At 40.3% G+C, this 13167-nt stretch carries 11 protein-coding genes; 6 read left to right on the plus strand and 5 right to left on the minus strand.

Annotation, left to right across the window (positions count from 1 at the left end; genetic code table 11):
• Positions 1–686: 686 nt before the first annotated feature.
• Together LI82_RS12555 and LI82_RS09670 are read left to right on the plus strand one after the other, a co-directional pair.
• Entirely contained in the window at positions 687–5897 is a 5211-nt protein-coding gene (locus tag LI82_RS12555; RefSeq protein WP_052402871.1) for a TIGR04279 domain-containing protein, read from the plus strand.
• Positions 5898–6087: 190 nt separating this feature from the next.
• Entirely contained in the window at positions 6088–6363 is a 276-nt protein-coding gene (locus LI82_RS09670; RefSeq protein WP_048195347.1) for a hypothetical protein, read from the plus strand.
• Between the two features lie 66 nt (positions 6364–6429).
• Here the strand turns inward: LI82_RS09670 and LI82_RS09675 are convergent, their stop codons facing one another.
• Both LI82_RS09675 and LI82_RS09680 read right to left on the minus strand, forming a co-directional pair.
• On the minus strand, positions 6430–7266 hold the full coding sequence (locus tag LI82_RS09675; RefSeq protein WP_052402872.1) for a CPBP family intramembrane glutamic endopeptidase: 837 nt from the start codon (positions 7264–7266) through the stop codon (positions 6430–6432).
• 1 nt (position 7267) lies between these two features.
• Positions 7268–8152 (minus strand): DUF1616 domain-containing protein, encoded by an 885-nt coding sequence (locus LI82_RS09680; RefSeq protein WP_048195349.1) that lies wholly within the window; start codon positions 8150–8152, stop codon positions 7268–7270.
• Between the two features lie 302 nt (positions 8153–8454).
• Here LI82_RS09680 and LI82_RS09685 point away from each other — a divergent pair, with 302 nt between their 5' ends.
• Positions 8455–9753: a PGF-pre-PGF domain-containing protein gene (locus LI82_RS09685; RefSeq protein WP_048195351.1), complete on the plus strand. Its 1299-nt coding sequence runs from the start codon at positions 8455–8457 to the stop codon at positions 9751–9753.
• Positions 9754–9864: 111 nt separating this feature from the next.
• Here LI82_RS09685 and LI82_RS13145 read toward each other — a convergent pair whose 3' ends face one another.
• Together LI82_RS13145 and thiI are read right to left on the minus strand one after the other, a co-directional pair.
• On the minus strand, positions 9865–10008 hold the full coding sequence (locus LI82_RS13145) for a hypothetical protein (protein ID WP_160174974.1): 144 nt from the start codon (positions 10006–10008) through the stop codon (positions 9865–9867).
• A gap of 212 nt (positions 10009–10220) precedes the next feature.
• On the minus strand, positions 10221–11399 hold the full coding sequence (gene thiI, locus LI82_RS09690; protein WP_048195353.1) for a tRNA uracil 4-sulfurtransferase ThiI: 1179 nt from the start codon (positions 11397–11399) through the stop codon (positions 10221–10223).
• Between the two features lie 267 nt (positions 11400–11666).
• On the opposite strand from thiI, the gene LI82_RS13230 reads away from it, so the two are divergent.
• The 3 genes from LI82_RS13230 (at position 11667) to LI82_RS13235 (ending at position 12434) form a co-directional block, all read left to right on the plus strand.
• Positions 11667–11804, plus strand: a complete 138-nt coding sequence (locus LI82_RS13230) for a hypothetical protein (protein ID WP_167879764.1) — start codon at positions 11667–11669, stop codon at positions 11802–11804.
• Positions 11805–11813: 9 nt separating this feature from the next.
• Positions 11814–11966 carry a hypothetical protein gene (locus LI82_RS13150; protein ID WP_160174975.1) on the plus strand — a complete coding sequence of 51 codons (153 nt, stop codon included), beginning with the start codon at positions 11814–11816 and terminating at the stop codon, positions 11964–11966.
• Positions 11967–12296: 330 nt separating this feature from the next.
• Positions 12297–12434: a hypothetical protein gene (locus tag LI82_RS13235; RefSeq protein ID WP_167879472.1), complete on the plus strand. Its 138-nt coding sequence runs from the start codon at positions 12297–12299 to the stop codon at positions 12432–12434.
• A gap of 149 nt (positions 12435–12583) precedes the next feature.
• On the opposite strand, the gene LI82_RS09695 is transcribed toward LI82_RS13235, so the two are convergent.
• A complete protein-coding gene (locus LI82_RS09695; protein ID WP_236622725.1) occupies positions 12584–13060 on the minus strand; it encodes a toprim domain-containing protein in 477 nt (158 codons plus the stop codon).
• Between the last annotated feature and the right edge of the window lie 107 nt (positions 13061–13167).

The raw sequence follows: 13167 nt of genomic DNA on the forward strand, positions 1-13167 counted from the left end.
ACTTTCTTAAAAAACAACAATAAGTTGATGTTAACTGACATTGATTTTTGCCCCCTCCACTTTTAATTATGTATTTCATAAATACGTATTATCACGTGTTCCAAAAAAGCAGACCATTCGGGAAAATAAAAAACTGACATCTGTCGATGTCTTAAAAACAGCCTTAATTAACGACCCATCGGAGATTCGTTAAAGCTGATACCCCCATATACAGATAAGCTGCCCGAGGTTATTAAGAAAGGATGCTACGGTCCTATTGGCAGGGATGGTCTTTTCCGGATTCTGCTTCTGCCACAAGCGGCACCTGGGAATGATCTTGATGCTATTGACTTCCCTGACCACACATGCCTGAAAGGGGGGTCTTCCGGCATATTTTCCAGCTTCTTGTTGAATTCCTGTTCAACTACAGAGAAAAGTGGCGCTGCAAGATATATTTTCTTACTTGCCCATTTTATCTCCTTTGTCTTAATTCTACCCTCTACTAATGTAAGTTAAGATCCGTAAATCATTCCAGAGATGTATCATTTTTGATATTGTGTAAATATTTCACAATTTCGCTTTTAATAGCAACTATTAATTACAAAGAAAACATCTAATGAACAAAAATATAAAAGATTGTATAGTTCCCTGAGTTTTCCAGTAATTCAAATAAAATTAATCAATAAATCAATCAATATGGTGATGTAATGTTCAAATCAATGGTCAGATGTATCTTGTTTCTATCTGTGATACTTACTTTGATGTGCTTCCTAACAGCTTCTGCAGGTACTATGAACGATGAGTTCATAATGCAGGTCAGCATCGGAGAAACCAATGTAAGTTTTGCAGATCATACAAATTCCCTTACAGAAGGTAATTGGATAGGTTTAAGCGGCGGTTCATCATTCTCTTTACCGTATCCGCTGACATTTACGTATAATGGTATTAATTCTAAAGAGATAACCACAAGCAGTAGAGATATTAGTGTATATTTGAACGTTGACAACTTTACTGACCATGTTATTACTTATCCATATGATACTCACCAGATGTACACCAATGTTTCCGGCATGAACGATGTTACATTTGATTTCAAGGGTTCCTCGTATTTTGCTGGCGATACTGTGGATGTATATCTTCTGGAAAGCAGCATCTCGGAACTTGAAATGAATGTGGATGTTCTGTACGATAAATTCTCCGATCCAACAGTCTCCTTTTCTGAGGAACTTGATGCAAATGGGGACCTATCATACAATTTTGGTCCGCTGGATGCAGGTACCTATTGTATCGTACTTATGATAGCTGACGATATTACCGAAGAGAACGTTCTGCTTTCATTTACTGCATTTGAGGTTCTTGATCACGATCTTGATGTAAGCATCTTAAAAGATGGTTCCACGCTTACTGTTAATAACCATCTGCTAGGTGCTCCTTCAGGCAGTTACACATATAACACAATACTCATAAAGGAAAGCGAATATGAGGCAGATGTCAGGGTAAACTTCAACGGTACAACAACAGGTCTTAACAGTTCCATTAACGGATATCCTGTTCTCGGTGCAACCGAAATAATGGACCTTGGTCTACCGACAATCGATACATCTTATGTCAATGAGAATTTTGAAGGAATATTCAGCAGTGATGATTCTTCATTAATTTCAACCCCTTCAACTTCGAACACTTCATCCACTGCTTTTGATACATTCCAGTTGTCCTCCGGAAATTACATCGTTTTAACATATGCAATGTCCGACGGAAACATTATGGGATTTGATGAGAAGATGGTAACCCTCTTCAATGAACATGTGGAACTTACATCAGACAAGCTTTCAGAAACTGCAGAGAAGAATACAACAGTAGACTATACGATCACTGTTTGGAACAAGAAGGACAACGCAAGGGATATTTCTCTAAGCCTGGTAGCTCCGGATGACCTGATAACTGATCTTGGAACGAATTCCGTATCATTGGGTCCGAGCAGTTCAACAACGGTCCCACTCTCTGTCAGAAGTGAGGGTGTAGGTTCCCAGATCCCTGTCATGATTACAGCTTCCAGCGGGGATGATCAGGACTCAATCACTTTGAAGACATCTTTCATTGACCCACTCGCTGCAAGCGTTGATTCCACAAAGAAAGCGGTTCATACTAACAACGATGCAACATACACATTCAATGTAGAGAATGTTGGTGTTGCTACTCATACTTTCGTTATTAGTGCTACAAGTAGTGCTGATGATAGTTTGAGTGTTCCATCAGTGACGTTACTTCCTGGGACTTCCACTTCATTCACATATAATGTCAGCAGTGCTTCTCCAGGCAAATATCCTTCCGAAGTTCTTATTGAAGACCAGGATGATGCGTCCATATCAAGGACCTTCAATGTTGTAACTGACATATCACAGGAGCCTGTGTATGATGTATCTGTTTCCAGTGACATCAGCAGTTCATCTATAGGAGATGGTGAAGATGCTGTCTACAATATAACGATCACTAATACAGGTAATGTTCAGGACACCTATGATATCATATTGGTCAATCCGATGGCTGATAGTGCAATTCTTGATGATGATTCTGATGTGTCACTGCAAGCCGGTGAGAAAGCTGTCAGGAAACTGACCGTATCCTCATCACCTGGTACCTATGATGTAACCTTCATTGCAATGTCACAGAACTCTTCTGCAGTATCGGTCAAGACCACTACAAAAGTTCTGGAACGAGGGGTAATACTAACTTCTGACCTTTACGATAGTGTATCTATTCCATATGGTGCCTTGACATGTACCCTTACGGTGAAGAACATTGGAAATTCTGCAGACGACTTCACCATCAGTGCGATATCAAATGGAACCATTGATATTGCAACATCAACAATAGTTGATCTTGAAAGCGGAGCCAGTGAGGATGTTGAAGTGACACTCGAAGGTGCAGATGTAGGTCTCTACAATTCCACCATTACTGTGGTGTCTGACAATGATGCAAGTGCTGAAAGTTCTGTAACACTCAACCTTCGCATAATTGAAGAGCCGGTTTATGCTTTCGACTTGTCAATGGATTCATTATCAAAGACGATGGAGAGGACGGATGATGCGTACTTTGTCCTTTCCATAAAGAATAAGGGTAACAGAGCTGATGATTACAACGTTTCTTCCGTATCTCCTTATGTAAGTCTCGATAAAGATTCTCTCTTCCTGGAAGCAGGAGAGTCCGGAGACATTATTATGGATGTTTCTGGTCTTCCTGACTATGATACTTATCCTCTAAGGGTGGATGTAACTTCACAGCAGTCTTCAGAAACTATAGGTAAGGCACCTTCCATAACAGTGGTTCCTGCCCTGTCGATAAGTGCAAACCCTGCTTCACAAGCCGTTGGACTTGGTAATTCCTCTCTTTATAGGATAACTGTGACAAACACAGGTACCAATGTGCACGATTATGATATCAGCATTGCACAGAGTTCATCAGACACAACTGCAGAACTTGTAACGTCAACTATAAACGATCTGGATGTTGGCGGATCGTCTACGGTAGATATGATCTTTAACAGTACTATCTCTCAGGAGAGAAGTATCGAAGCACTGGTCAAAGCAGAAGTTTCTGACAGCCCGCTGAAGAACAGGTCTGTTTCAGTAACAACCCTTTATCTTGAAGATGATGTGTTCGGTGTTTCAGCTAAAGCAGATGCTTTATTGCAAAGTATTTCCCCTGGCAAGGATGCTATCCACTTGATGAGCGTCAAGAACCTTGGAAATACGCAGGATAATTTCTCAGTGACCATATTAGGTGATAATGCGATATCAGATGTTTCATACCTTCTCCTCGAACCCAGTGGTTCAACCGGTGATTCAGGAACAGTGGTCCTGACGCATACTCCACCATCCTCTGCAGGAGACTATTCGTTTGAGGTTAAGGTGGGATCCGCAAATGCAAGGGATTCTGTTAAATATACTACCAGGGTGGTCGAGGTTCAGGAAGATAACATAATCAAGAGTTATGTAGATTCCACTTCCAGTATCGTTGGTTCTGAAGTCCACAATTCATCGATCTATAATTCTTTCATAAACGGATCTGTATTGAGCGATTCTGAGATAAAGGATTCCAGTATAGGTAACAGTACCATCGAGAGTTCTGTTATTCGGGATATGGTTCTAATAGACGCCAGTATCGTTGAAAACAAGATATATTATGGAACCATTACTCTTGATGATAGGGATTATGATATTGATCCTGCAAAATATCCTGATGGAATATATACTGATGAGCTTTTGATCGCTTCCAGTGCAACTGCTAACGATCTTGCTGGGGTTGCCAATGATTCCATAGATGTCGGTCTTGAAGATTCTGAAATGTCTGTAAGCCTTGGTGTTAACAGCAGCTTTGTTGGAGGGGAATTGAAGGTCCAAAAGACATTTGTTCCGCCAAGTGATGTCGAAACATCATCATTCTCTGATGTTGGTGTCTATGTTACTTTCGAGGAAAGTGAGAACATCAAAGATGTACTTTCTCACGCGAACATAAGCATAGATTATGATGAGGATGCTCTTGGTGATATCAATGAGACTGATCTCTTCATATACTGGTACGATGAAGATTCATCTGAATGGGTTCCTCTGGTAGGGGCTGGTGAACCATCTTTCTGTCTTGATGCAGGAAGGGATACTGTGAACAATATTCTCTGGGCAAATGTAACACACTTTTCGACATATGCTATTGGTGAAGCTGAAGAAGAAGAGGTGCCGCCTGAAGACGATAGCAAGAAGTCCTCCGGATCAAGTGGTGGCGGTGGAAGCGGAGCAAGCGGTGAAGCTTTCGAAAACATCGCATTTAAGGATGTGAAAACAGAAAACATTGTAGGTGGACTTACAATTAGTTATTTCTTCGATGATGGACAGAATGCAATTCAATACATCAATTTCTCTGCACTCAGGAATAGCGGAAGAGTTTCAACAACCATCGAAGTGCTTAAGAACAGATCATCGATGGTCGATGAAAGTGCTCCGGGACTTGTTTACCAGAACATGAACATATGGGTTGGAAAAGCAGGATTTGCTACAGAAGATAACATTGCTGATCCTGTAATAGGCTTCCGTGTAGCAAAAGATTGGTTGACAGAGAATGGAATTGATGAAAATTCAATAGCAATCTATCACCACAGTGAAGGAAAATGGAATGCTCTCAATACAGAGAAGGTTGGAGAAGATGGATCATACATCTACTTCGAAGCGGAAACTCCGGGATTCTCACCATTTGCTATTGCAGCTGATGTTGCTGATAGTGTGGTAACAGACAATACTGGCTCAATAGAAGAAGATTCCAGCACTCTTATTATCACTGAACCATCAGGAGAATATATGAATGCAACCGTGTCTGACGGAAAATCCGGTTTAGGACTAAAAGAGCTGTTCTTTGTACTAGGAGTGCTCATGTTTTTTGGGCTTATATACGCCACGTATGCAACAGCTAAAAAGAATGAAGAGAATGCAGATATCAGAACTGATGATCTCCCGGAGGATATGCAAAATGCAGAGGGTGATGTTTCTGAAACTGCTTCAGATAGCACAAATGCTGAGGAAACATCAGGTCAGCCTGCTGAAACAATACCTTCTGTTGATGAAGTATCAGATCAGCCCGCTGAAACAATACCTACTGCTGAGGAAATATTAGGTCACCCTGCCAAAACAATATCTCCTGCTGAGGAAAATGAAGTCCGGCCAGTTGATACTGAACAGAATATCAAAAAGATGAAAAAGTCCAGAAATTTCTCAGATGACGGATGGTCAACCTCTACTACTAAGAAAATATCAGGGGAATCTGCTGAGACAACATCTACTGGTGAGGAATATGAAGTCCAGTTAGATGATACTGAACAAGAAGACGAGGAGACGAAAGACTTCAGAAATTTGCCAGATAGTAAATGGTGATGATAGCATTCAGGGGGTTACTAAACTAAGTAAGAATAAATGAGTCAAAGGAAACCATTTCCTTTGACCTGTTTTAGATATAGGTTGAACTTAAATTACTGGTTTGACTTCTAAAAGCAAATGTTAAATTCATAAAGTTTTTATAATATACTACAATTACATATAATAATCAAAGGAGAATGTGTGTAAAATGCTGACTAGCATAATTTCAACTACTAGCGCGGTATCATCTGCGGCTTCAAGCGCTGCATCATCCGCTGCAATATCAATGACAACCGGTATAGGATTGCCGGAATATGGCGTACTTGCAGTTATCGCGCTTATATTCCTATTGTCTGCAAAAGAGATTCTGTCTGCTTCAAAATACTGGAAAAAATCAGTATGTGCTTCTCTTAATATAGGCATATTCCCGTTACTTCTAGCCTTTGCAGGAATTGTGATCTTCAAGGTTGCAGAAATAATTTAAATTACTGTCAAATTAACGGTAAAGCCCTTTCCTTTACCTACTTTCTATTTTTATTATTTTCCCACTTCAATGTTGCACCATATGAGGCAATATTCCAAAGAGCAGGATGTTCACAAATCCGTGTACCATCGTCACGAGTAACAGATCCCTTCTTATTATGTATATTCCACCCATTATAAATCCTGCAAAAGCAGTGAATGCTATCTCATGGAAGGTACCATATCCGGAGTGCATAAAGCCGAAAAGGATACTTGCAAGTATAAGTCCCTGGTACTTGCCAATCATTTCTTCAAGTTTTGTCTGAAGGATTGACCTGAATACGAGTTCTTCAACCAGACCGACGAAAAAGATCATTATTATGGATAACTTGAGCAAGTTAAATACTGAAAGGTCCGGAATCAGGTAACCGGGTTTGATGATTAAGAATTCTCCTACTGCGATCACAACACTTGCGATCAATGCAACAGGCAGTTCATAGTACCTTATATTTCTGGTAATTCCAATATCTGAATATGAGAGTTCCTGGTCCTTTACAACAACATATGTCGAAATTATCAGTGGTGCATAGATAAATGCATAGGAATAAAGTGTCATTTCAAAGAACACGGGCATTGACAGATTCAGTATCCTTAGCAGTGAAAGGAGAATAAATGCACGCAATATATGTTTCCTGTTCCTGTCATCAAATACCATTGTAGACAAAGTTAAAAATATCAGCAGGATCAAATGCATCCACATCGCAAGCTTTGTCCTGCCAGCAAACAATGACATCTCTGCAATTATTATCATTAATGAAGGAATGGCTATAGCAAGGAGGTCAATTCGGGATTGGTCAATTCCCCTTATTTTGCTAAAAAAATCGTTTTCCACGACAATATCTCCAACTTCAGTTCCTGCCTCCATTTCAGGACTCCCCTACATCGATCCATAAATGAAGATCTCGATATGGCTCAGTCATGTTATTGTCTTTGTAGAGAAGGAATTGCAGTTTCATATCATCTCCAACAGACTCAGGCGTAAAAGTTACCTCTTTTTCCCAGGTTTGATTGTGTTGAAGGGTTATATGTTGCAATTCCTGCCCCATGGGAATTGAATTATTCCCCAGGACCAGCTCTATGGAATATTCCGTATCTGCATATTCATGGTTTACGATGCCAATTATTACGTTACCACTCTGACCATTCCGGAGTTCCGTAGGATAGCCATCTGCCATTCCCTCAGGTCCGAGGACGTAGAATTCAGTGAACTTTTCGCCTTCTTTTGGTGTGACAACTACGTATGCAAGGGTTACTACTGAAGCTAATATTGAGATTACCAGAAGAATTGTCAGGATCCTGTCAAGTTTGTTCTCCGGTTTCCCCGAGACCTCTTCTTTTATTGAAGCATATGCCGAGGAAAAAGGTACACTAAACTTATCATCCACAGGAAGGGATCCCCTCCTGAGCACTGCTACTGCACACATAAGGATCGTAAAGGCTGAAAGTGATATCAATATGGGTAAAAGTCTGATCCCCCATGGCGTATAGTTGAGCGCAAGGCCAATGAGTGGAACTACTGCAATACTCAGACCAAAACTAAGAGCCAGTCTCTCGATCCCGTCCAGGTCATCCCTGGATGGAAAAAGTGCTGCTATCAATGCATAACCCGGTAAGAACAACACCATTGGAAGCCCGAGAACCGTTCGTATTGGTGTGTGGCTCAAATCGGGGACAGTTATGAATATACAGGTAAGCAGGACAAGTGCGATGACGACCTGAATATCGGAGGGGATTTTATTCCTGTTGGGCATTATTATTTCTCATTTGTTTATGTTTTGGTGCGTTCCTAAAGAGGTGACATGATTTATAAATATGCTTGAAATGAGTTATGCAACATCCAGCCTTTGATGGCATTTAGATATTACCATTTTATTTATATCAGACGACTTATTCTATTTTTGAGCTCCTTTTGGATAGCCCCATATAGGTTTGTAACCGACACAAAAACTGTAGGCATTATTTGTGCATATACCAGAAACATTTATGTATAGTACAATATCTGTTACAATGAACGAACTTACATAAATATTCAGATGTCGGTACGGTGGTATATTTGACAAAAAAGATATTTCAGTCAGGCCTTTTATTCTTTGCAGTTTTACTTATCTGTTTGCTAGTTCCTATTGCAGGTGCTTTTGAAGTTTCCCCTTCAAGCCCGTCAGTTGGCGACAAGATCACTGTAAGTGGATATACGGATAAGGCAGGATCAGTCCCTGCTAAAGTTGTTTTTACTTCGGTTGTACCGGTAAACGATGGAACTTATCTTTATGATGCCGGGAAGGTAGAAATTCCGGAGGGTCCGAACAGTTTCCATGTGAAGGCAGTTGGCGTTGATGATCTTGAGGTTAAAGTTAAGTTCGTCTTATGGGTAACTGCAGCTCATCCACAGGCTACAGATGGAGTTGCTTCCTATTCAATGTCAGGTGTACCCGAGGGCACGTATCCTATAAAACTAAGAGGGCAGGCACAATCGGGGGAAAAATCTGTCGATATCACTATTACTGCATCAAGCAGTATTGATGTTGAAGATGGTTACTATGAATATTCTTACTCCACCAGTTCGATACCGGCAGGTGATTTCACGTTGACCATCGATGGTGAAAGCAAGACAATAAATCTTGCTGGCGCTTCCACTTCTTCCGGAAGCAGTGGGGGAAGTTCCGGTGGTGGTAGTATTGGAATAAGTCCTGATGTGGCTGCAAATAACGTTGTAGCTTCGGAACATGCCAATTCCAGAGCTGTCAGTGGCATGCCTGTAGAATTCAATTTCAAAGAACCTCAGAACCCGATAACATATATTGATTTTACATCTGGCATTACTTCTAGTGATGTGCCGGTAACTATCGAAATATTAGAACATACATCTGCATCGGCATCGAAACCCCCTGAAGGCATCGTATACAAGAATATTAATATCTGGATGGGTTATACTGGTTTTTCAAGACCTGAAAATATAATAGATGCATCTTTGAAGTTCAAGGTTGCTTCCTCCTGGATCGAAGATAATAATCTTGATCCGGAAAAACTGGCCTTTATGCATTATGATGAAACCAGCAATGTATGGGAACCGGTGTCTACTGAATTGATAGAAATTCTTGATGGATACGCATATTATCAGTCAAGCCCTGAATGCTTCTCACCTTTTGCCATTGTTGGGACTGAGGAACTAAAACCGCAAGTTGTAGAAGGGTTACCATCTGAAGATGATGTAAATGAAAATCATACGTCAGTTGATGATGTACCTAATTCAGTAATCAATGAACCGAAAAATCCAAATTTCGGAAAAAGTCTTCTTTTCATAGTGGTAGCATCAATGTTAGGCATGTTCCTATTCTTTAAACTACGAAAATAATTTGTACTCAAAATCTCTAAAATTACATCCGAACTCGAAATAGCTATAGTATATCTCTAAAAGATAGGTAGATAACGATAAGCGTTAAGGATTTTACTAAAAGAGTTAAGCTTAATGATGCCTGGAATGAGAGAGCTTGATGATCTCAACGATACTAATGTCCCCACATGCCGCCTCGAGCAGTTTCAGTCTTGCCTTGATATCCTCAAGTTCAGCATATTTCAAGACCGCATTATGAGTTTGTATAGCAGTCACAAGAACTCGGAGGTACTTTAAAGATGAAGTTGAAAAAATAATAACGAACTATTGAAAAAGAAGACTCACAGGAGTATTTTGCACATCTATTAGAATACATCGAAGAAAACATCATATGCACATATACAGCCACCATCAAGATACTGTAAAGCTACCAAAGATCCACTGTAAAGCCACTGTCAAAAAAGAAGGAGTGATGAAATAAAAAAACATCACTCATTACCTACGAAAAATGATCTTGCGTTAGTGACCGAGTCCTCCACCATTTCTTCAATGTTCAGCTTTTCCTCTTCTCTGACCATCAGATCGAATGCAGCATTGATCTCCGGCCTGTCAGGAACTGCACCACATCCGGATGTCGGCATAATGGAAATATCATAGGTACCTATACGCCTTGCAAGGTCAATGATCTCAGTCTTATCAAGTCCGATCAAAGGATGATAAAGGGGTATACCAAGTCCATATATCTCAGCATGCATGTTAGCAGCTGTCTGTGAAGCGACCTGCCCAATGGAAGAGCCAGTAACAATACCATCAGCACCTTCTTTTTTCATGATTTTATATGCCATGCGATACATAGTACGTTTGCACAGAAGACAGGTATTCTTCTCATTGCAGTTGTTAATGAATGTGTCAAGATTCTTGCCATGCGGAACTTCATACATCTTGAGGTCATCTGCAGGCGACCACCTCTTTAATACTTCCACACATTTGATTGCCCTTTCAAGGGCACTATCTTCAGCAAATGGATTATTGTTGGCATAAACCGGTATTATTTTTACACCACGCCTCATCATAAGCCAGGCTGCTACCGGAGAATCGATTCCACCAGACATTAGAACGATCATTTTGCCCTGAGTACCAAGAGGTAATCCACCCACACCTTTCACGATGTCAGTAAATACATATGCCTTGTTCTGCCTCATTTCAACGAAGATCTCACGATCAGGGTTGGAAAGATCCACTTTCGGAGTCCTTCCAAGAGATTCCAGACGAGCCCAGACCGCATCTCCGCAAAGGCGTCCAATATCAGTGGATGAAAGACCCTCTTTACCCGAGCGGCGTGCACGGATGCCGAATGATTCACCATCTTTGATCAGATCAGCACCAATGTCGGCACACAACTTTGCAGCAGCATCAATATCAGCTTCGACCTTTACAGCAGAAGATGTTGATACTACTCCGAAAACATCCGCAGCTGCCTTTGCAGCACCGGGATCATCTGATTCGATAAAAATACGGCCCCATTCCCTGTAAACCCTGGAGAAAGATACATCCTCCTGCTTCAGCATGGCTTCAAGGTTGCGAACCAGGACCCTTTCATACAGATTCCTGACGCCCGGACTCTTGAGAGCCAATTCGCCATATCTTACAATAACCACGTCGTACATGATGCTTACTTATTCATACATGTTTTTTAAGCTATTTGGTAAAGGCAAAAGTGACCAAAACATCAATTTGCCAAAAATTATAAATATTGATGAGATGATTATATAGGTTTACTGTCCGACCAGAAATGTGGGGCACGATATAAATTTCAGCATCAGAAGGAATAAGGACGTGTTAGGGGAGTGGGAAACTCAACACAACACTTAGAGTAATCTTTGTAAATTACATCCTGCGATGTGAAATTAATTGAAATTAGGGGAAAACGTAAAATGAGAACATTACACAAATGTCCAAAATGTAGTTCAAGATTGGAATTGAAAGGGGAAAACATACAGGTTTGCAATGTCTGTAAATACTGGACAGAAGCAGGAACTGTAAGACTCGACTCAATTACAATTCTTGAGTGAGGAGAAGACTTGAAAATTGCTTTAAAATGCCATATGTGTGATGTGGACCCGAAGATCATGAGGATTGGGGACAAAGCAATGTACTATTGTCCGAAATGTGGAAGAACGACACCAATTGACTCTGCATGCAGTGTTTCCGATCAAATTGCTTATACCGCTTGATGTGAATTGCCTGTGACAGTCATCAATTCACAAAATGTGAAAAAAGTTATCCATGTCATATATGAAGCATACCTACATATCATCTTTTTTAAGCTATTTTGCAAAGGCAAAAGTGGCCAAAACATCAATTTGCCGAAAATTATAAATACTGATGAGATGATTATATAGGTTTACTGCCCCACCAGAAAGTTGGGGTATAAAGTCAATTTCGACATCATAAGAGGTATGAGCGTGTTTGGGGAGTGGGAAACTCAACACAAAATTTAGAGAAATCTTTGTAGATCATATCCTGCGATGTGAAATATATTAGAAATTAGGGGAAGACGTAGCATGAAAACATTACACAAATGTCCAAAATGTAGTTCAAGATTGGAATTGAAAGGGGAAAACATACAGGTTTGCAATGTCTGTAAATACTGGACAGAAGCAGGAACTGCAAGACTCGACTCAATTACAATTCTTGAATGAGGTGAGATCTTGGAAATTACCTTAAAATGTCACTTGTGTGATATTGATCTGAAGATAATGAGAATTGGCGATAACGCCATGTACTATTGTCAGAAATGCGGAAGAACAACCTCCATTGATTCTGCCTGCACAATTTCCGATCAAACTGCTTACACAGCCTGATGTGAACTGCCTGCGATCTTCCTCAATTTTGCAACATAGGAATAAAGGCTTTCCACATCTTTAATCTCTTTTTTTACCATTGAACTCAAGCGTTCACGCATGTTCATATCTACATCAATACCAAAATACCGGAGGTCTTCCGATATCTTTGATGCTAGCAAGTCACCACGACGGTCCCAGTCAGTCAGGACCATAACCTTTTTACCAGTATCAACGATCCTGGCAGAAACTTCCGTCAGAGGCCGGTGAGTTGCAAGTTCAATATCCCCCTGAAAACCCAGTTTTCTCAAAGAGATAACATCTCTTTTTCCTTCAACAACAATAAGATCACCATTATTTGAATGATCCAGCATTTCTTCAAGAAGTTCCTCGATCAGTTCAAGTTTTCGTTGATATACAAAAAGAGGAGCTTTCAGATGGGGCCTGCCCACTGGCATATTTGCATTCTGTTCATGATCTGACATTAATATAGAATATTAGAACTCAAACATTTAATAATCATGCCATTAAAATGAGAACTCATCATTCCACACACATCGGATAATATTATATAGAAATGATAATTAAACTT

The sequence above is a fragment of the Methanococcoides methylutens genome, from assembly GCF_000765475.1.
In the GTDB taxonomy this organism is placed as follows: domain Archaea; phylum Halobacteriota; class Methanosarcinia; order Methanosarcinales; family Methanosarcinaceae; genus Methanococcoides; species Methanococcoides methylutens.

Bases quoted from the DNA above. Each gene is read 5' to 3' on its own strand.
- LI82_RS13230 (WP_167879764.1), top strand. From the start codon at position 11,667: ATGAGAACATTACACAAATGTCCAAAATGTAGTTCAAGATTGGAATTG.
- thiI (WP_048195353.1), bottom strand. From the start codon at position 11,399: ATGTACGACGTGGTTATTGTAAGATATGGCGAATTGGCTCTCAAGAGT.
- LI82_RS12555 (WP_052402871.1), top strand. From the start codon at position 687: ATGTTCAAATCAATGGTCAGATGTATCTTGTTTCTATCTGTGATACTT.
- LI82_RS09675 (WP_052402872.1), bottom strand. From the start codon at position 7,266: ATGGAGGCAGGAACTGAAGTTGGAGATATTGTCGTGGAAAACGATTTT.
- LI82_RS09695 (WP_236622725.1), bottom strand. From the start codon at position 13,060: ATGTCAGATCATGAACAGAATGCAAATATGCCAGTGGGCAGGCCCCAT.
- LI82_RS09680 (WP_048195349.1), bottom strand. From the start codon at position 8,152: ATGCCCAACAGGAATAAAATCCCCTCCGATATTCAGGTCGTCATCGCA.
- LI82_RS13235 (WP_167879472.1), top strand. From the start codon at position 12,297: ATGAAAACATTACACAAATGTCCAAAATGTAGTTCAAGATTGGAATTG.
- LI82_RS09670 (WP_048195347.1), top strand. From the start codon at position 6,088: ATGCTGACTAGCATAATTTCAACTACTAGCGCGGTATCATCTGCGGCT.